Annotated in this window: 14 protein-coding genes and 1 rRNA gene; 9 read left to right on the forward strand and 6 right to left on the reverse strand. The window is 70.2% G+C overall.

Going from position 1 to position 17,491, the window contains the following annotated elements:
• Positions 1-18 precede the first annotated feature (18 nt).
• Both ilvA and Q7X29_RS03185 read right to left on the reverse strand, forming a co-directional pair.
• A complete protein-coding gene (gene ilvA, locus Q7X29_RS03180) occupies positions 19-1,371 on the reverse strand; it encodes a threonine ammonia-lyase IlvA (protein ID WP_218720659.1) in 1,353 nt (450 codons plus the stop codon).
• Positions 1,372-1,460: 89 nt separating this feature from the next.
• Positions 1,461-1,895 (reverse strand): nitroreductase family deazaflavin-dependent oxidoreductase, encoded by a 435-nt coding sequence (locus Q7X29_RS03185; protein ID WP_316573218.1) that lies wholly within the window; start codon positions 1,893-1,895, stop codon positions 1,461-1,463.
• A 96-nt stretch (positions 1,896-1,991) separates the two neighbouring features.
• On the opposite strand from Q7X29_RS03185, the gene Q7X29_RS03190 reads away from it, so the two are divergent.
• The gene (locus Q7X29_RS03190) at positions 1,992-2,207 is read left to right on the forward strand and encodes a hypothetical protein (protein WP_189034831.1); all 216 of its coding nucleotides are present in this window, start codon (positions 1,992-1,994) and stop codon (positions 2,205-2,207) included.
• On the opposite strand, the gene Q7X29_RS03195 is transcribed toward Q7X29_RS03190, so the two are convergent.
• Positions 2,196-4,865: an AAA family ATPase gene (locus tag Q7X29_RS03195; protein WP_316573219.1), complete on the reverse strand. Its 2,670-nt coding sequence runs from the start codon at positions 4,863-4,865 to the stop codon at positions 2,196-2,198. The genes Q7X29_RS03190 and Q7X29_RS03195 overlap by 12 nt on opposite strands.
• A gap of 158 nt (positions 4,866-5,023) precedes the next feature.
• On the opposite strand from Q7X29_RS03195, the gene Q7X29_RS03200 reads away from it, so the two are divergent.
• The 3 genes from Q7X29_RS03200 (at position 5,024) to Q7X29_RS03210 (ending at position 6,709) form a co-directional block, all read left to right on the forward strand.
• Positions 5,024-5,380 (forward strand): nuclear transport factor 2 family protein, encoded by a 357-nt coding sequence (locus Q7X29_RS03200; RefSeq protein WP_218720662.1) that lies wholly within the window; start codon positions 5,024-5,026, stop codon positions 5,378-5,380.
• Positions 5,381-5,408: 28 nt separating this feature from the next.
• Positions 5,409-5,834, forward strand: coding sequence for a hypothetical protein (locus tag Q7X29_RS03205; RefSeq protein WP_218720663.1), 426 nt, complete (start codon positions 5,409-5,411; stop codon positions 5,832-5,834).
• A gap of 68 nt (positions 5,835-5,902) precedes the next feature.
• A complete protein-coding gene (locus Q7X29_RS03210; protein WP_316573220.1) occupies positions 5,903-6,709 on the forward strand; it encodes a methyltransferase domain-containing protein in 807 nt (268 codons plus the stop codon).
• 7 nt (positions 6,710-6,716) lie between these two features.
• On the opposite strand, the gene treY is transcribed toward Q7X29_RS03210, so the two are convergent.
• From treY to Q7X29_RS03225, 3 genes are all read right to left on the reverse strand, one after another.
• Positions 6,717-9,137 (reverse strand): malto-oligosyltrehalose synthase, encoded by a 2,421-nt coding sequence (gene treY, locus Q7X29_RS03215; RefSeq protein WP_218720665.1) that lies wholly within the window; start codon positions 9,135-9,137, stop codon positions 6,717-6,719.
• Positions 9,138-9,145: 8 nt separating this feature from the next.
• Positions 9,146-11,266, reverse strand: coding sequence for a glycogen debranching protein GlgX (glgX, locus tag Q7X29_RS03220; RefSeq protein ID WP_316573221.1), 2,121 nt, complete (start codon positions 11,264-11,266; stop codon positions 9,146-9,148).
• Between the two features lie 67 nt (positions 11,267-11,333).
• Complete coding sequence (locus Q7X29_RS03225; RefSeq protein ID WP_316573250.1) at positions 11,334-11,804, reverse strand: cupin domain-containing protein; 471 nt, start codon at positions 11,802-11,804, stop codon at positions 11,334-11,336.
• Positions 11,805-11,910: 106 nt separating this feature from the next.
• Here Q7X29_RS03225 and Q7X29_RS03230 point away from each other — a divergent pair, with 106 nt between their 5' ends.
• From Q7X29_RS03230 to Q7X29_RS03250, 5 genes are all read left to right on the forward strand, one after another.
• Entirely contained in the window at positions 11,911-12,273 is a 363-nt protein-coding gene (locus Q7X29_RS03230; RefSeq protein ID WP_316573251.1) for a MarR family winged helix-turn-helix transcriptional regulator, read from the forward strand.
• A 50-nt stretch (positions 12,274-12,323) separates the two neighbouring features.
• Positions 12,324-13,601 carry an adenosylmethionine--8-amino-7-oxononanoate transaminase gene (locus Q7X29_RS03235; protein WP_316573222.1) on the forward strand — a complete coding sequence of 426 codons (1,278 nt, stop codon included), beginning with the start codon at positions 12,324-12,326 and terminating at the stop codon, positions 13,599-13,601.
• A gap of 47 nt (positions 13,602-13,648) precedes the next feature.
• Complete coding sequence (locus Q7X29_RS03240; RefSeq protein ID WP_394358651.1) at positions 13,649-14,803, forward strand: 8-amino-7-oxononanoate synthase; 1,155 nt, start codon at positions 13,649-13,651, stop codon at positions 14,801-14,803.
• A complete protein-coding gene (gene bioD / locus Q7X29_RS03245; RefSeq protein ID WP_316573224.1) occupies positions 14,800-15,468 on the forward strand; it encodes a dethiobiotin synthase in 669 nt (222 codons plus the stop codon). Before Q7X29_RS03240 ends, bioD begins: the two co-directional genes overlap by 4 nt.
• 502 nt (positions 15,469-15,970) lie before the next feature.
• Positions 15,971-17,487, forward strand: a 16S ribosomal RNA gene (locus Q7X29_RS03250).
• Positions 17,488-17,491: the final 4 nt, after the last annotated feature.

A 17,491-nucleotide genomic window follows, 5' to 3' on the forward strand; every position in this document is an offset into this window, starting at 1 on the left:
GGGGCTGTCGCGTCCGGACTAGGTGAGGTAGCGGTACGCGGGAGAACCCGGTTCCAGGCGCTCGGCCTGGATCGGGGACTCCTCGATGCGGTGCAGCAGCGACGCCAGATCGTCGGTGGCGCCGAGCTCGATACCGACCAGCGCGGCCCCGGTCTCCCGGTTGTTGCGCTTGACGTACTCGAACATGGTGATGTCGTCGTCGGGGCCGAGGACGTCGTCGAGGAAGCGGCGCAGCGCGCCGGGTTCCTGCGGGAAGTCGACGAGGAAGTAGTGCTTGAGACCCCGGTGCACCAGCGAGCGCTCGATGATCTCGCCGTAGCGGGAGACATCGTTGTTGCCGCCGGACACCAGCACGACCACCGTCGATCCCGGCTCGATCTCGATCTCGGCCAGCGCCGCCGTGGCCAGCGCGCCCGCGGGCTCGGCGATGATGCCCTCGCTCTGGTACAGGTCGAGCATCGCGGTGCAGATCGCGCCCTCGTCGACCTGCATCATCCGGAAAGAGGCGGTGCCGGTGGGGGATTCGGTGGTGGTGAGCAGCGGCAGCGAGGCATGCGAGACCACCCGGCCACCGAACGAGGACGCCGCCTGATACGGCAGGTTGCCGATGCGGCGCACGGCCGCGCCGTCGACGAACGGGTCGATCTCGGGCAGCGTGACCGGACCGCCCGCCACCAGTGCGGCGGTCATCGAGGCCGCGCCCGCGGGCTCGACGCCGAGCAGACCGGCCTGCGGCGCGCGTTCGCGCAGATAGGTGCCGATGCCGGCGAGGCAGCCGCCACCACCGACCGGGACGATGACCAGGTCGGGCGCGGTGCCCAGCTGCTCGAGGAATTCCGCGGCGATGGTGCCCTGACCAGCGGCGGTGCGCGGGTCGTCGAACGGCGGCACCATGGTCGCGCCGGTGCGGGCCACATCGTCGGCGGCGGCCGCGGCGGCCGCGTCGTAGGTCTCGCCGACGGCGATCAGCTCGACGAACTCGCCGCCGTGCACGCGGATGCGATCGCGCTTCTGCTTCGGGGTGGTGGTCGGCACGTAGATGCGCCCGCGCACGCCCATGGCCTGACAGGCGAAGGCCACGCCCTGAGCGTGATTGCCCGCGCTGGCCGCGACCACACCGGCCGCGCGCTCGGCGGCGGTGAGCTGGACCATCAGGTTGTAGGCGCCGCGCAGCTTGTACGAGCGCACCGCGGTGAGGTCTTCGCGCTTGAGGTAGACCTGCGCACCGGTGCTCGCCGACAGCCGCGCGGAGTACTGCAGCGGTGTCGGCTCGATGATGTCGGAAATTCGCTTGGCGGCGGCGTCGATCTCGTCCGCGGTCAGCGGCGGACGGGTTACGGACACTTCGGCGACGTCAGCGATGGGGGACACCCGGTAAATGCTACCGAGGGGCTCGAGCGCTGCGAGAGCGCGCCTCCCGTCGCCGGACCAGCCGCGATGACGGGCCCGGCGACGCGGCGTCAGCGCGGGGTGAGGACGAAGACGGGGATCTGGCGATCGGTCTTCTTCTGGTACTCGGCGTAGTCCGGCCACACCGCCACGGCGCGGTCCCACCACAGCGCCTTCTCGTCACCGAAGACCTCGCGAGCGGTGTAGTCCTTGGTGACGGTGCCGTCGCGCAGTTCGACGTGCGGCTCGGCCTTGATGTTGAAGTACCAGACCGGGTGCTTGGGCGCGCCGCCCAGCGAGGCGACGACGGCGTACTCGCCGTCGTGCTCGACGCGCATCAGCGGGGTCTTGCGGAGTTTGCCGGTCTTGACGCCCTTGGTGGTCAGCAGGATGACGGGCTTGCCCTGCAGTGAGGTGCCCTCGGCTCCGCCGGAGTTCTCGTAGGTCTCGGCCTGGGTACGGGCCCAGTCCGAAGTGCTCGGTGCGTACTCTCCAGTCAGTGGCATGACCTGGACAACGACCGTGCGCGGTGTGATGTTCCCGACAGGTCCGGCCAGGAAAGTTCGGTGGCCCGAACTTCGATGTCCGCCTATCCTGTGTGCATGGCAGTGGTCACCCCATCGGCAGCATCCGCGACGGTCGACATCGCGGGCAGTGCGTGGCCGGTCTACAAGCTCGAGGCGCTGGTCGCCGGGCTCGTCGTCGGTGCCCTGCTGCTGCTGATCCTCGGTTCGGCCCAGTCCGCCGTGCTCGCCGCGGCCGCCGTCGCCGCGCTGCGCTGGTCGGTCGGTGCCGCCAGGGCGCACTCACTCCGCTAGGTCGAGTTCGCGCAGCTCTCCGCGTGAGAGCACCCCCAATTTCGGATACGCCTTGTACAGGTGATGCCCGACCGTGCGGTGACTCAGCAACAGGCGCGCCGCGATCTCCCGGTTCGACAGGCCCTGCGCGGCCAGCCGCACGATCTGTGACTCCTGCGGGGTGAGCACGCTGAGCGGGCCCGCCGCGGGGCGCGCGGCGGCGCCGACGCCGAGCGCGGCCAGTTCGGCGCGGGTGCGTTCCCGCCACGGTCCGGCCTCGAGCCGGTCGAACAGCTCCAGCGCCTGTTCGAGCTGGGTGCGCGCGTCGACCTTGCGCTTGTCGCGGCGCAGCCATTCGCCGTAGAGCAGCCGGGTACGGGCCTCGTCGAACGGCCGCTGGGCCGTGAGCGCGGCCAGGAAGTGCTCTTCGGCGTCGGCGCCCTCGGCGAGCATCGCCGCGCCCCTGGCGGCCCCGGCCGCGATCCATGCCTGACCGGTTCGCCGCGACCACGCGCCGAGCTGTTCCTGCGCCGCGACGGCCCGGTCGGTGTCGCCGAGCCGGGCCGCCACCTCCACCTGATCGACCAGGGTGCGCAATCCGCTGACGTGATGCCGGGCCGGTTCGACGGTCATATGGTCCAGTTCGGCCTGTGCCTGATCCAGCCTGCCCTGGCCGAGGGCGAGCAGCGCCAGCGCCGCGTGCGCCCAGGGCGCGCCCACGGACTGTGTCCCGCCGAACTCCTCGGCGACCGCGCGATCGGCGTAGGCGCGGCAGGACGCCTCGTCCCCGCGCAGCGCGGCCCCGTAGGCCAGGAAGGCGGTGAGCTGGCTGATCCACTGCGGCTGACCGATGTCCTCGGCGATCCGCAGCCCTTCCCCGGCGGCGATCCGGCTCTCGCCGGGGCGGCCACCGAACAGCTCGGCCTCGGCGCGGAAGAACAGCAGGGGCGCCAGCAGCGCGATCCGGCCCTGCTCCCTGGCTTCGCCGATGAGGACCTCGGCCAGCTCGCCGACCTGGTCGTCCTGGCCGACGACGAGCCCGCTGCCGCACAGCTGGACGAGGTCGGCGGGACTGTCGGCGCCGTTGGCGCGGGCCGCCTCCGCCGCCACCCGCAGGTCGACCGTGCGCCGCCCGGCCACCGCGCCGGTCAGGTAGCGCACGATCGGGGTGACCGGATCGTCGGCGTCCAGGCACAGCGTGGCCAGCAACGCGGCGACCTCGTCCAGCTCGGCGGGACCGAGATACCAGGCGGTATGCACCGCCCTGGTGACGATGCGCGCCGCCGCGCGCGGATCGGTCTCCCGCGCCGCCACCGCCATCAGGCGCCGATGCGCGGACCCCGGCTTGCCCGCGGCGAATTCGGCCTGCGCGCGCACCAGCTCGAGGCGCGCCTCGAACGCGTCGTCGGTCGACATCGCCGCGGCGCGCTCGGCCAGCCGCGCGGCCTGCTCGGTGAGCCCGGCCTCGGTGGCGGTCTCGGCGGCCAGGACGAGTCGGCGCAACCGGGCGCCGGGGTCGGCGCTGAGTGCCGCGGCCCGGTCGTAGGCGGCGACCGCGCCGTGGAATCCGTTGCGGCGCCTGGCCCGGTCGGCGGTGTGCTCTAGCGCGGTGGCCGCCGCCTCGTCGGGACCGGTCGCGGCGCAGGCGAGATGCCAGGCGCGCAGGTCCGCGCTGTCGGCGTCGTCGAGCGCGGTGGCGAGCGCGCGGTGGGCGGCCAGGCGTTCGGTGAGCGCCGACCCCTGGTAGACCGCGGCGCGGGAGAGCGGGTGACGCCAGGTCAACACCTGCCCGTCGGTGCGCACCAGGTCGGCGTCCTGGGCCGGCTGCAGATCGTCGAGACCCGCGCCGAGGCTCGCGGCGGCGCGCAGCACCGGCGCCAGATCCTCGGCGCCGGCGGCCGCGGCGATCAGCAGGATCGTCCGGGTTCCCGCGGGCAGGCGGGCGACCCGGCCGTGGAAGGCCAGCTGGAGCCGCTGGGTCAACGGCAGCGGATTCGGATTCTCGGCGCTCTCCGCCGCAGCCGGAAGTTCCAGCAGGGCAAGGGGATTGCCACCCGCCTCGGCGAGCAGACGATAGCGGGTGGTGGGCGAGAGCCGGGTCGGGCCCGCGTCGAGCAGGGCCGCGGCGGCGTCGGCGCGGAGGCCGGACAGCGCCAGTTCCGGCAGCCCCGGCGCGGGGAAATCGTCGGGGCCGGACCGGGTGGCGAACAGGATCACCACGCCTTCGGCGTCGAGTCTGCGGGCGGCGAACAGCAGGGTTTGCGCCGTCGCCAGGTCCAGCCAGTGCGCGTCGTCGATCAGGACCAGCAGGGGTCCCTCGGCCGCTTCCTCGGCCAGCAGGGTGAGCACGGCCAGGCCGATCAGCATCGGGTCCGCGGGCGCGCCGTCGCCCAGTCCGAACGCGGCGTCCATCGCGTCGCGCTGTCGTGGCGGCAGCTGCCGCACCAGTTCCATCGCCGGCCGCACCAGCAGATGCAGTGCCGCGAACGGCAATTCGGCCTCGGACTCGATACCGGCGCTGCGGATCGCCGGAATGCCCTGCGCGGCCGCATAATCCAGCAGGGCCGACTTGCCGATCCCCGCCTCGCCCCGCAGGACCAGCGCCCCGCTGCGCCCGGCCCGCGCGCCCGCGAGCAGGTCATCGATCGTGGCCTGTTCGGGTTCGCGTCCGTGCAGCATGCGCACCACGGTAGCGCCGTACCGGTACCGGCGGTATCTCCGTCGCCGGAAGTACCTATAGACGACTGATTCGACCTACCCCCGGCGCACCATAACGTAGGTGTCATCGCAGGAACAACCCGCGAAACACCAGCTCACAGCATATTTCGGAGGTCGAGATGAACACCGTCGTCGCGCAGTACCTGGAGGCCTGGAACACCCGTGAGCCCGGCGCCCGTCGCGCCGCGGTCGCCCGCCTGTTCACCCCCGAGGCCCGCTACGTCGACCCGCTGGTCGCCGTCACCGGCCACGCCGAACTCGAGGCCGCCATCGCCGGCGTGCAGACGCAGTTCCCCGACTGGACCTTCCGCCTGGCCGGCCCGGTCGACGCCCACCACGACCAGGTGCGTTTCACCTGGGGCCTCGGCCCCGCCGAGGGCGAGCCCGTGGTGATCGGCTTCGACGTCGCCGTCCTCGCCGACGGCCGCATCGACAGCGTCTACGGCTTCCTCGACCGAGTACCCGCCTCCGCCTGACACCCCTTCCCAGCCAAGGAGATCCGCCATGACCACCGCCACCGTCTCGTCTCGCCTGTCCACCCTGCTCACCCCGGGCGAGCCGCTGCTGCTGCTCTCGCTGCGCCTCGACGCCGTCGTCACCACGGTCAACGGCGTCGCCTACCTCGCCCTGGCTCCGCTGCTGGAACGGCTGCTCGGCCTCGACTCCCGGGCTGGCCTCGCGATCGGCGCCTTCCTCACCGCCTACGGTCTCGCGGTCGCGGTGGTCGGGCGGAGGTCTCCGGTGTCACGGACCGGGGCGGCGGCGGTCGCGATCGGCAACGCGACCTGGGTCGTCGCGAGCCTGATCGCCGTGGTCACCGGCGTCCTCGGGCTGACCGTGGCGGGCGCGGTGTGGGGGGTGCTGCAAGCGGTCACGGTCGGCGCCTTCGCGGCACTGCAGTACCGCGGCCTGCGCGGCACCGGCCACTGACAGCGACCCCGAAACGCGCGGCCACGACCATCGTGGCCGCGCGTTTCGCGCGGCGTACCGTCATCGATATGGCCGTCCCCGACGAGCAGCTGCCATCCTTCCGCGCCGACGCCGCCGGTGCGGCCGACGACCTGCTGGTGACCCTGCTGGATCGGCAGGCCGAGCTGTCCGGCGTGGTCCGCATGCGGCGCTGGGTCATGGACGTCCTCGCGCCGCAGCCCGGGGAAACCGCCCTCGACATCGGTTCCGGCACCGGCTCGGAGGTCCTGGCCTTCGCCGCACGGGTGGGCCCGCGCGGCCGTGCCGTCGGGGTCGACGCCAACCCGGCCATGGCGGCGGTCGCCCGCGATCGGGCGCGCGGCACCGCCGCCGAGTTCGCCGAGGGCACCGCCGCCGCGCTCCCGCTGCCGGACGGCTCCGTCGATGTGGTCCGCTGCGAACGGGTCTTCCAGCACCTCGACGACCCCGCCGCCGCCACCGCCGAGATCGCCCGGGTTCTGCGCCCCGGCGGCCGGGTATGTCTGATCGACAGCGACTGGTACACCGCTATCCTGCACCCCGGCGACCCAGCTGTCGTCGCCGCGCTGGCGGAGCTGATGCGGGCGACCACCGCCAACCCGGGCTCCGGCCGGCTCCTGCGCGGGCTGCTGGTGCGGGCGGGATTCGTCGTCGACGATCAGGCCGCGACCGCGGTGATCTGGGACGCGGAGACCGCGACACCGCTGGTCGGGCAGATGGTGGCCACCGGCCGCGCCGCCGGGATGATCACCGCCGACCAGGCCGAGGAGCTGACCGCCGCGGTCGCGCACGGCGTCGCGACCGGCGACTACCACCTGTCGGTCACGATGTTCGCGGTGCTCGCCCACCGGCCGTGACGTCGGCTCAGCGCACCAGCAGGGCCACCGGCAGCCGGGTGAACAGCTTGTCCAGCCGGACGCTGCCCGCGAACGTGGTGCCGGTGAGCCGATCGATCCAATTGCCTTCCGGCAGATGCAGAGTGGTGTCGAGCCAGCCGGTCGCGGCCAGCCCGACCGAGTGCCTGGTCGCGGCCACGATCACCTCCGGCGCCTCGCCCGCGGGCCCGCGCCCGAAGGCGACCAGCCGCTGCGCGTGCTCGCCGACCGCATAGAGCGGGCGGTACATCCCGCCGACGAAGCACTCCGGCCGTTCCCTGCGCAACCACAGCGCGTAGGCGACCACCCACATCTTCGCCGCCCCCGTGGTGTCCAATGTCGGCGGCTCGGTGAGGGATTGGAGCAGCCCGGCGCGCACGGCGAAGTTCACCGGGCGGCGGTTGTCCGGGTCGACGAGGGAGTCCTCCCACAGTTCGGTGCCCTGATAGATGTCCGGGATACCGGGCCCGCACAGCTGTAACAGCTTCTGCGCCACCGCGTCCGACCACGCGTGCGGGGCCAGCTCGTGGGCCAGATCGCCGATGCCGGTACCGACGGGGCCGTCGATCACCGCGTCCAGCCAGTGGTGCACCGCCGACTCGAACTCCGCGTCCGGTTCCTCCCAGGAGGTCTTGGTCCCGGCCTCGCGAATCGACTTCTCCGCGAACAGATGCAGGCGATCACGCAGTCCCGGCACCGACGAGGCGGGCCGCCCGTCGGCGGGCCAGACCCCGAACATGTTCTGCAGCAGGAACAGTGCTGTCGCGCCGTCGGGCGCGGGCGTGGTCTCCAGCCAGCCGCGCACCCGCTGCGACCAGACCTCGGCCACCTGCGACAGCACCCCGATCCGGGCGCGCACGTCCTCGCCGCGCTTGGTGTCGTGGGTCGACAGCGTCGTCATGGTCGCCGGCCAGCGCTGCGACCGTTCGCTGTTGGACAGGTGGAAGTCGTTGACGGAGTGCCCGAAGCGCGCCGGATTGCCGCCCACCTCCTGCAACGACACCAGCCGCGCGCCCTGATAGAACATGGTGTCCTCGACCGACTTGGCGGTGATCGCGCCACACACCTGGGAGAACCGCGTCGCCGCTTCGCCACCCACCGACAGCGCGGTCACCAGCACCGACAGCGGCACCGTCAGTTCGGCATTGCGTTTTTCCACCTCGGCGACGACCGCGGCGGTGATCCCGGCCAGCGGCGCGTAGTCCACCCGGTACACCGGCATGAACGCCAGCACCTCGATGGTCGCGTTGCTCACGGCGAGGGTGTCGAAGCTGCCCGCGTTGCCGTCGCGCTTGATCGCGGCGACCAGCCGCCGGATCTCGGGCGCCAGAATGGTTTCCGCGACGGCGCGCTTGATCCGGTGCTCGGTTTCGCCGAACCAGGCCCGGTCGCTGCCGTGCCCGGCGACGTGCTGGGACAGCTCGGTCAGCGCGGTCTCACCCGCCGGATCGATCAGGACGCCGCCGAGATCGGCGAGCGCGTCGTAGCCGGTGGTGCCGTCGACCGGCAGCGTCGCGTCGAGCGGTTCCCGGTTGGCCAGGATCTTCTCCACCAGCAGCAGCCGCTGCGGGCCGATCAGCCTGCGCAGCCGGGTCAGATAGGCGCTCGGATGCGACAGGCCGTCGGGATGGTCCACCCGCACACCGTCGATGAGATCGTGTTCGCACCAGGCGGCCAGCTCGCGGTGGGTCGCCTCGAAGACCTCGGGATCCTCCTGCCGGATCGCGGCCAGACTGCTCACCGCGAAGAACCGGCGGTAGGTGCACACGCCGGCCTTCCAGCTCACCAGCCGGTAGTGCTGGCGATCGTGGATGCGCAGCGCGTTGTCGCCGTCGGTGCCCGGTGCGATCGGGAACCGCAGATCGTGCAGCGCGAGCATGGGTTCGGGGCCGGATCGGTCGACGGTCAGCGCGGCCGGGTCGTTCTCGCTCTGCAGCACCGGCAGCGCGAGCCGCCCGCCTGCCCCGTTGCCCGGACTCCAATCGATGTCGAAGTACTTCGCGTACTTGGACTGCTGCCCGTCGCGCAGCACATCCCACCACCACGGGTTCTGTCGCGGATCGGCCACGCCGACGTGATTGGGCACCAGGTCGACGATCAACCCCATCCCGCGACTGCGCACCTCGTCCGAGAGCGCCTTGAGCCCGGTCGGCCCGCCCAGCGCCGCCGACACCGTCGTCGGATCGGTGACGTCGTAGCCGTGCGTCGAGCCGTGCCCGGCGGTCAGGATCGGCGACAGATACAGATGCGAGACCCCCAGTTGCTGCAGGTATTCGGCGATGGCCCGGGCATCGGCGAAGGTGAGCGCGTCCGGCCGCAGCTGCAGCCGGTAGGTGCTGCGCACCGTGCTCGGCCGGATGGGCGCGCGGTGCAGCAGGGTCAGCGGATCGGTCACGTAGGTCTCGGTCATCGTTTCGGCTAGGCGGTTCGGCGCAGGACGAGCAGGCAGCGGCTGGGGACGGGCAGGGACGCGGCCGCGGGGTGGGCCCCGTCGGCCGCTCCGGTGGGGGTCGAACAATCCAGGGCCAGTGTCCATTCGGCACCGAACTCCGGTCCTGGCAGCACGAAATCGAGCGCTTCGTCGTGCGCATTGAAGCACAGCAGGAACGAGTCGTCGCTGATGCGTTCGCCGCGCGGTCCCGGCTCCGGAATGCCGTCTCCGTCGAGCAGCACCGCCAGGGACTTGCCGAAGCCGCTGTGCCAGTCGTCGGTGGTCATCTCCGCGCCCGCCGGGGTGAACCAGGCGATCTCGCGGTTGCGGCCCGCGCCGTCACCCGGGCCCGCGGCCAGGAAGCGGCGCCGCCGGAAGATCGGGTGCTGCGTGCGCAGGGCGATCACCGAGCGGGTGAACTCGAGCAGGTCGGCGTTGGTCTGCGCCAGCGACCAGTCCATCCACGACAGCGGCGAATCCTGGCAGTACACGTTGTTGTTGCCGAGCTGGGTGCGCCCGATCTCGTCGCCGTGGGCCAGCATCGGCGTGCCCTGGCTCAGGATCAGCGTGGCCAGCAGGTTGCGCTGCTGGCGTGCCCGCAGTTCCAGGATCGCCGGATCGTCGGTCGGCCCCTCGACACCGCAGTTCCACGACCGGTTGTGGCTCTCGCCGTCACGGTTGTCCTCGCCGTTGGCGTCGTTGTGTTTCTCGTTGTAGGACACCAGGTCCCGCAGCGTGAAGCCGTCGTGCGCGGTGACGAAGTTGATGCTGGCGCTCGGGCGGCGGCCGGTCGACTCGTACAGATCCGAGGAACCGGTGAGCCGATAGGCGAACTCGCCCAGTGTCGCCGGCTCGCCGCGCCAGTAGTCGCGCACGGTGTCGCGGTACTTGCCGTTCCACTCGGTCCACAGACTCGGGAAGTTGCCGACCTGATAGCCGCCCTCGCCGACGTCCCAGGGTTCGGCGATGAGCTTGACCTGACTCACCACCGGATCCTGGTGCACCAGGTCGAAGAACGCGGAAAGCCGGTCCACGTCGTGTAATTCGCGCGCCAGCGTGGCGGCCAGATCGAACCGGAAGCCGTCGACGTGCATGTCCAGGATCCAGTAGCGCAGCGAGTCCATGATCAGCTGCAGGGTGTGTGGATGCCGCACATTGAGACTGTTGCCGGTGCCGGTGTAGTCCTTGTAGTGCGCCGGATCGGTCTCGTCGAGCCGGTAGTAGGCGGCGTTGTCGATGCCGCGCAGACTCAGCGTCGGCCCCAAGTGATTGCCCTCGCCGGTGTGGTTGTAGACCACGTCGAGGATCACCTCGATGCCCTCGGCGTGCATCGCGCGCACCAGCGCCTTGAACTCGGCGACCGCGGCGTCACCGCGCGGGCGGGCCGAGTACTGGTTGTGCGGGGCGAGATAGCCGATGCTGTTGTAGCCCCAGTAGTTGCGCAGTCCCTGATCGGTCAGCACGTGATCGTGGAAGAACTGGTGCACCGGCATGAGCTCGATCGCGGTGACGCCCAGGCTCTTCAGATGCCCGATGATCGCCGGATGCGCCAGGCCCGCGTACGTGCCGCGCAGTTCCTCCGGCACGTCGGGGTGGGTCATCGTCATGCCCTTGACGTGCGCCTCGTAGATCACCGTCTCGTGATAGGGGCGGTTCGGCGGTCGGTCGGCGCCCCAGTCGAAGAACGGGTTGATCACCACGCCGGTCATGGTGTGGCCCAGCGAATCCAGGCCGTAGGTGTAGAGCGACGGGTCGTTGACGAACTGCCCGTCGAAGGCCTTCCCGTACGGATCGAGCAGCAGTTTGCTCGGATCGCAGCGCAGGCCCAGCTCGGGTTCGTACGGTCCGTGGACGCGGAAGCCGTAGCGCTGACCCGGGGTGATCGCGGGGAGATAGGCGTGCCAGACGTAACCGTCGACCTCGTCGAGTTCGACCCTGGTCTCGGCGCCGTCCTTGGCGATCAGGCTCAGTTCCACCTTGGTGGCGACCTCGGAGAACACCGAGAAATTCGTCCCCGCGCCGTCGTAGGTGGCGCCCAGCGGATACGCGGTGCCCGGCCACACGCCCAGTGGGGTCACCTCACCGGATCGGTCGTTCGGGCTCGACATGCTACGACAGTAGAGGAATCCGGTCCCCGCCCGCGCGCGGTGCGCGTGGGTGCTTCGTCACCCCTGGTCAACGCGCATCGGCCGCACTCGCGGCTGCGAGCAGCCGCCTGGCGTAGCCGGTGCGCCGGGCCAGCGCGGCCAGGCCGCCGAAGATCAGCCGCTGCAACGGCGCGGGTGGGCCGGCCAGATACCCGTCCTGATACTCCCAGAGCAGCCCGAGAGCGAGCGGATTGCGGGGCAGTCCGCTCGCGGTGGTCCGGCCGGTGTTGTCCAGGCCGGTCCAGAACGCGAACATCTCCCAGTGTTGCAACGGCGGGCGGATCACGTGGTCCATGACGGTGTCCTCGGCCTCGTTCCAGAACTCGTGTACGGACCGCGGCGGCGCCGTGACCGTGTCGCCCGGGCCGGCGACGATCTCCGTGCCGTCGATGCGGAACCGGACGCGGCCGACGCGGACGGTCCAGGTCTCACCGATTTCTGGATGCCAGTGCGGACCCGCCTGCCTGCCGCGTTGGGGGAGGACGTGCTCGAGCCGCAGATAGGCGCCCTGGAGGTCGGCTCCACGGTCGACGAGCCTCGTCCAGGCCGCCGATGCCGTCGAGCGTGAGCTGGACCGCGAGCTGCGCGCGGAACTCGGCCCTGAGCTGCGGCCCGCGCACTACGCCGTATTCCGGTATCTGGAACCGGCCGGCACCCGGGTCACCGCGCTCGCCGATGCGGCGGGCATAACCCAGCAGTCGATGGGCGAGCTCGTCACCCACTTGGAGCGGTGCGGCTATGTCGAACGTCGCCCCGACCCCGCAGACGGCCGGGCGCGCCTGGTCGTTGCCACCGCGGCGGGCGGCACGGCGCTCGCGGTGGCGGGCGAGTGCCTCCGCCGGATCGAGGCGGCGATCTCGGCCGAACTCGGTGGGGCCGCGCTGGCCGAGGTTCGGGCCGCGCTGGCGCGCATTCCCGCGGCGATCGCCGTTCGGCCCGTCGAACCCGTCACGCGAGTGCTAACTTGAACGGTGTTCAAGGCCGTCGGCGACGGCACCGGGCGACGACGAGGAAACCTGTGGACCTGACCCCCGAGCAGATCAGCGCCCTCGATGCCGAGCACGTCTGGCATCCCTACGGCGGCTTTCCCGCGACCACCGAACCGCTGGTCGTCGCGAGCGCGGCGGGCACCAGGCTGACGCTGGCCGACGGCCGCGAGCTGGTCGACGGGATGAGTTCCTGGTGGGCGGCGGTGCACGGCTACCGGCACCCGGTGCTCGACGCCGCCCTGCTCGCGCAGTCGCGGCGGATGAGTCACGTCATGTTCGGCGGCCTCACCCACGAACCGGCCACCCGGCTCACCCAGCTGCTCGTCGAGCTCACGCCGCCCGGCCTGGAGAAGGTCTTCCTCTGTGACTCCGGCTCGGTCTCGGTCGAGGTCGCGGCGAAGATGTGCCTGCAGTACTGGCGCGGCGTCGGTGCGCCGGGCAAGCACCGGCTGCTCACCTGGCGCGGCGGCTACCACGGCGACACCTTCACCCCGATGAGCGTGTGCGACCCCGACGGCGGCATGCACGCGCTGTGGACCGATGTCCTCACCGAGCAGGTCTTCGTCCCCGCCCCGCCGGCGACCTTCGAGGCCGACTACGTCGCCGAGCTCGAGCGGGCCGTCGTAGAACATCGCGACGAGCTGGCCGCGGTGATCGTCGAACCGGTGGTCCAGGGCGCGGGCGGGATGCGCTGGCACGACCCGCGCTACCTCACCGAGCTGCGCCGGATCTGCGACGAGAACGAGGTGCTGCTGGTCTTCGACGAGATCGCCACCGGATTCGGCCGCACCGGCGAACTGTTCGCCGCCGACCACGTCGGCGTCGCCCCGGACGTGATGTGTGTCGGCAAGGCGCTGACCGGCGGCTATCTCACCCTCGCCGCCACGCTGTGCACCGCGCGCATCGCCGAGACGATCAGCACCGCGCACGGCGGGCTCATGCACGGACCCACCTTCATGGGCAATCCGCTGGCCTGCGCCGTCGCGATCGCCTCGATCGAACTGCTGCGATCGCGGGACTGGCGCGATGAGGTCGCCCGGATCGAAGCCGAGTTGCGCGAAGGCCTGGCGCCGCTCGCCGGGCTGCCGGGCGTCGCCGAGGTGCGGGTGCTGGGGGCGATCGGCGTCGTCGAACTCGACGCGCCCGTCGACATGCGGGCCGCCACCGACGCGGCCGTCGCCGCGGGGGCGTGGCTGCGCCCGTTCCGCACGCTCGTCTACACGATGCCGCCGTTCATCAGCACCACCGAGGACATCGCCACCATCACCGGCGCCGTCCGCGCCGCGGTGAAGGCCACCCTCGGATGACGGCGCGACCGCACCGCCTGAACGGCGTTCAAGTATGCTCCTCAGCTGTGAGTACGGATCCGTTGAGCTGGTTGGATGAGCGCGCGGCCGAGCGGGTCGACGCCGGGCTACGCAGGCATGTGCGGCCGCGGCCCGCCGAGTCGTCCGCGATCGACCTCGCGTCCAACGACTACCTCGGCCTGGTTCGCCATCCCGAGGTCGTCGAGGGCGCCATCGCGGCCGTGCGTCGCTGGGGCGCCGGGTCCACCGGCTCCCGCCTCGTCACCGGGACGACCGCCGAACACGCCCAGCTCGAAGCCGAACTGGCCGAATTCGTCGGTGCCGAAACCGGGTTGGTGTTCGCCTCCGGCTATGCCGCCAACCTCGGCGCGGTGACCGCGCTGGCCGGTCGCGGCACCCTCGTCGTTTCCGACGCAGGCAGCCACGCCTCCCTGGTCGACGCGTGCAGGCTCTCGCGGGCCAGGGTGGAGATCGCCCCGCACCGTGACGTCGACGCCGTCGAACGCCTGCTCGCCGAACGCTCCGAGGAGCGCGCGCTGGTCCTCACCGACTCCGTCTTCAGCGCCGACGGCGACCTCGCTCCGCTCGCCGACCTGCACCGGGTGTGCCGGGCGAACGGCGCGGTCCTGATCGTCGACGAAGCGCACGGACTCGGCGTCCGCGGCGCGGGCGGTCGGGGGCTGGTGCACGAGAGCGGCCTGGCGGGCGAACCCGACCTGGTCATCACCGCGACCCTGTCCAAGGCCCTGGCCGCCCAAGGCGGCGTCGTCCTGGCCGATGCGCGCATCCGCGCCCACCTCATCGATGCCGCCCGCACGTTCATCTTCGATACCGGACTGGCCCCCGCCGCGGTGGGCGCGGCCCGCGCGGCCCTCGGACTGCTGCGCCGCGACCCCGCGATAGCGGCGCGGGTGCTCGACCGTGCGGCCGATATCGCCCGCATCGCCGGGGTGCCCGAACCGGACTCCGCGGTCGTGTCGGTCGTCCTGGGCGACGCCCAGCTCGCCTTCGACGCCGCGCAGGCCTGCCGCGCCCGCGGCCTCGATGTCGGCTGCTTCCGTCCGCCGTCGGTCCCCGAGGGCACCTCCCGCCTGCGGCTGACCGCCCGCGCGAACCTCACCCCCGCCGAACTCGGCACCATCGCCGAGGTACTCGGCGACGTGCTCGCCGCCGCCCGCGGCAAGGAACCGGTGACCGCATGAGCCTCCTGCTGATCAGCGGCACCTCCACCGACGTCGGCAAGACCGTCGCCACCGCGGCCGTGGCCGCCGCCGCCCAGACCGCGGGCCGCTCGGTCGCGGTGTGCAAACCCGCCCAGACCGGCATCGCTCCCGGCGCACCCGGCGACCTCGCCGAGGTCACCCGCCTGTCCGGGGTGACCCGCACCGTCGAGCTCGCCCGCTACCCGGAACCCCTCGCGCCCGACACCGCCGCCCGCCGTGCGGGTATGCCGCTGCTGTCGCTCGGTGACACCGTCGCCGCCGTCGACGCGCTGAGCGACGCCGACCTGGTCCTGGTCGAGGGCGCGGGCGGCCTGCTCGTGCGGATGGGGGAGTTCACCCTCCTGGACCTGGCGCGCAAACTCGGCGCCCCCGTGCTCGTCGTGGCCGCCGCCGGCCTCGGCACCCTCAATCACAGCGAACTCACCACGCGCACCCTGGCCGCCGCCGGCGTGCCCTGCGCCGGAGTGATCATCGGTTCCTGGCCGGCCGAGCCCGACCTCGCCTCGCAGTGCAATCGCGACGATCTGCCGCGCGTCACCGAGACCCGGTTGCTCGGCGCGATCCCCGCCGGTGCCGGGCAGTGGGACCGCGCGCGGTTCACCGCGGCCGCCCCGAGCTGGTTCCCCGCCGACTGGCGCCCCTGAGCGCGCGCCGATGATCACCGCTTGTCGAAGAAACCCCCGCTGACCAGCCGATTTGACTTCATGATCGGCGATGCGTAACTTAATTCGAGTCAGAGCGACACGGACACCGACCCAGTGCCGATCTGCTGAGCCTCCCAAGGCTGGCGGATGGTGCAGGGAAACGAGGTAGGACGATGAGCGCCTGACTGATCATGTGTGCGGGCTCACTATCTTCCGGACTTGCTCCGGTGGATCGCCTGCGCTAAAGTTTGAACCCTTGCCCTGACTGAAGCCCCGACGAAATGTTGCGGGTGGATGCTTGTGCGTGTGTTCTTTGAGAACTCAATAGTGTGTCGATGAATGTCAGTGCCAATATTATTATTGGTTCCGGCCTCTCATACCCCCCGGTTGACGAGGTCGGACATTTTGAATGTCAGCAAACTTTTGCTGGTGTTCGGCATTGCTAGGTTTTCGGACTCTAGTTTAGATATTTCTGATTCGCCTTCGGGTGTTTCAAGAGTCTTCAACGGAGAGTTTGATCCTGGCTCAGGACGAACGCTGGCGGCGTGCTTAACACATGCAAGTCGAGCGGTAAGGCCCTTCGGGGTACACGAGCGGCGAACGGGTGAGTAACACGTGGGTGATCTGCCTCGTACTTCGGGATAAGCCTGGGAAACTGGGTCTAATACCGGATATGACCACAGGATGCATGTCTTGTGGTGGAAAGATTTATCGGTACGAGATGGGCCCGCGGCCTATCAGCTTGTTGGTGGGGTAATGGCCTACCAAGGCGACGACGGGTAGCCGGCCTGAGAGGGCGACCGGCCACACTGGGACTGAGACACGGCCCAGACTCCTACGGGAGGCAGCAGTGGGGAATATTGCACAATGGGCGAAAGCCTGATGCAGCGACGCCGCGTGAGGGATGACGGCCTTCGGGTTGTAAACCTCTTTCGACAGGGACGAAGCGCAAGTGACGGTACCTGTAGAAGAAGCACCGGCCAACTACGTGCCAGCAGCCGCGGTAATACGTAGGGTGCGAGCGTTGTCCGGAATTACTGGGCGTAAAGAGCTTGTAGGCGGTTCGTCGCGTCGTTCGTGAAAACTTGGGGCTCAACCCCAAGCTTGCGGGCGATACGGGCGGACTAGAGTACTTCAGGGGAGACTGGAATTCCTGGTGTAGCGGTGAAATGCGCAGATATCAGGAGGAACACCGGTGGCGAAGGCGGGTCTCTGGGAAGTAACTGACGCTGAGAAGCGAAAGCGTGGGTAGCGAACAGGATTAGATACCCTGGTAGTCCACGCCGTAAACGGTGGGTACTAGGTGTGGGTTTCCTTCCACGGGATCCGTGCCGTAGCTAACGCATTAAGTACCCCGCCTGGGGAGTACGGCCGCAAGGCTAAAACTCAAAGGAATTGACGGGGGCCCGCACAAGCGGCGGAGCATGTGGATTAATTCGATGCAACGCGAAGAACCTTACCTGGGTTTGACATACACCGGAAACCTGCAGAGATGTAGGCCCCCTTGTGGTCGGTGTACAGGTGGTGCATGGCTGTCGTCAGCTCGTGTCGTGAGATGTTGGGTTAAGTCCCGCAACGAGCGCAACCCTTATCTTATGTTGCCAGCGCGTAATGGCGGGGACTCGTGAGAGACTGCCGGGGTCAACTCGGAGGAAGGTGGGGACGACGTCAAGTCATCATGCCCCTTATGTCCAGGGCTTCACACATGCTACAATGGCCGGTACAGAGGGCTGCGATACCGTGAGGTGGAGCGAATCCCTTAAAGCCGGTCTCAGTTCGGATCGGGGTCTGCAACTCGACCCCGTGAAGTTGGAGTCGCTAGTAATCGCAGATCAGCAACGCTGCGGTGAATACGTTCCCGGGCCTTGTACACACCGCCCGTCACGTCATGAAAGTCGGTAACACCCGAAGCCGGTGGCCTAACCCTTGTGGAGGGAGCCGTCGAAGGTGGGATCGGCGATTGGGACGAAGTCGTAACAAGGTAGCCGTACCGGAAGGTGCGGCTGGATCACCTCCTTTCTAA

It is taken from the genome of Nocardia canadensis (assembly GCF_032656385.1).
GTDB classification, from domain to species: Bacteria; Actinomycetota; Actinomycetes; order Mycobacteriales; family Mycobacteriaceae; genus Nocardia; species Nocardia canadensis.